This is a genomic window from Streptomyces alkaliphilus (assembly GCF_014141535.1).
GTDB lineage: Bacteria > Actinomycetota > Actinomycetes > Streptomycetales > Streptomycetaceae > Streptomyces > Streptomyces alkaliphilus.
In genome coordinates, this window is record NZ_VKHT01000928.1 from 1 (window position 1) to 1,976 (window position 1,976).

The following is a 1,976-nucleotide window of genomic DNA, read 5'->3' on the forward strand; positions in this document are numbered from 1 at the left end:
GGGTATGTGTGCGCCTACCACGGTCTGCGGACCGTCGGCGGGATCTATCCGGCCCGGTTGGCCTTCCGCGCGCCGGTGGGGGCGGCCCGGCTGGTGCGCGGCGCCTGGCGCTGGGCCAGTGATGCCGAGAGTGCCCCGTTGCGGGCCCATGCGGTCAGCGCGCAGGACAGTGAGGAGTATCTGCGGCTGGATCGCACCCGGGTGGCCCGGGTGCGGTGGCGTTCCCTGGTGCTGGCCGTATCCCTGCTGTTCGGCGCCACCGGGGCGCTGGCCCTCTATGTGGTGGCGCCCGGTTGGCTGGCGGTGGTGGCGGGGGTGTCGGTGGCCGCTCTGGGTTTGGTGGGGCAGGAGCGGGACCGGCCGGTGATCGGCCCGGCGGTGCAGGTGACCGAGGTGCCCAAGCTGACCTCCTCGCTGGTGCTGCGGGGGCTGGATGCCATCGGCCATCCCCGGATCACCGCCGCGATCAAGAAGGGCGGGGAGATGAACGGGATGCGCTTCACCTCCGAGATCACCCGCGACGGACCCGGCTACCGGGCGGAACTGGATCTGCCCTACGGGGTGACGCCGGACGATGTGATGGACAAGCGCACCGAACTGGCCTCCGGCCTGCGCCGCAAGCTCGGCTGCGTGTGGCCCTCCGGCGACCCCTCGGAGCACGAGGGCCGCTTGGTGTTGTGGGTGGGGGACAAGCCGATGAACGAGACCCGCCGCCCGGCCTGGCCCCTGGCCAAGAAGGGCACCGTCGACCTCTTCGCGCCCGTGGTGTTCGGCAACGACCAGCGGATGCGCGAGGTGTCGGTGACGTTGATGTTCGCCTCGGTGGTGGTCGGCTCCATCCCCCGGATGGGCAAGACCTTCCTGATGCGGCTGCTGCTGCTCATCGCCGCCCTCGACCCGCGTGCGGAGCTGCACGCCTTCGACTTCAAGGGCACCGGCGACTTCCGGGCGCTTGAGCCGGTGTGCCACCGCTACCGGGCCGGGGAGGAGGACGAGGACATCGAATACGTCCTGGCCTCCCTGCGGGAGCTGCGCGAGGAGCTGCGGCGCCGCGCCAAGGTCATCAAGTCCCTGCCGCTGACCCGCTGCCCCGAATCCAAGGTCACCCCCGAACTCGCCAACGACCGCACCTTGGGTCTTCATCCGGTGGTGGTGGGGTTGGATGAGTGCCAGGTGGCGTTCGAGCACCCCGACCACGGGGCGGAGCTGGAGGCGATCTGCACCGACCTGGTCAAACGCGGCCCCGCCCTGGGCATGGTCGCGATGTTCGGCACCCAACGCCCGGACGCCAAATCCCTGCCCAAGGGCATCTCCGACAACGCCGTTCTGCGGTTCTGCCTGAAGGTCATGTCACAGGTGGCCAACGACATGGTGCTCGGGCAGAGCATGTACAAATCCGGCTACCGCGCCACCATGTTCGCCCGCTCCGACAAGGGGATCTGCTGGATGGCCGGTGAGGGCGACGATCCGCGCATCGTCGCCTCCACCTTCATCGACGCCCCCGCCGCCAAGGCGATCGCGGCCCGTGCCCGGGCGGCGCGGGAGGCGTACGGCAACATCACCGGCCACGCCGCCGGACACGCCCCCGAGACCCCGGATGAGGGTCCGGATGTGCTGGCCGATGTGCTGGCGGTCCTGGAGGCCGGGGAGGACAAGGCGTGGTCGGAGACCATCGCCGCCCGCCTGGCCGCCCTGCGCCCCCAGCTCTACGCCGGATGGGAGGCCGAACAGCTCACCGCGGCTTTGAAGCCGCACGGGGTGCGCACCCGCCAGGTGTGGGGCACCACCGATGCCGGTAAGGGCGCCAACCGGCGCGGCATCACCCGCGCCGCCATCACCACCGCCATGACCGAGCGTGACCAAAACCGCGACCGGGACTGACCACCGGCCCCGCTAGAACTAGCGGCCTCCACTGCTAGACCTAGCACCCCCGCTAGCGCCCCATCCCTGCGGTGGCCTGCGATCTAGTTTCTAGC

The 1,976-nt window shown here is 70.5% G+C and carries 1 protein-coding gene; it reads left to right on the plus strand.

What is annotated here, in order from left to right; translation table 11 throughout:
• On the plus strand, window positions 1–1,881 hold a 1,881-nt coding region (locus FNQ90_RS21215; protein WP_182607821.1), incomplete at its 5' end, for an FtsK/SpoIIIE domain-containing protein.
• Between the last annotated feature and the right edge of the window lie 95 nt (window positions 1,882–1,976).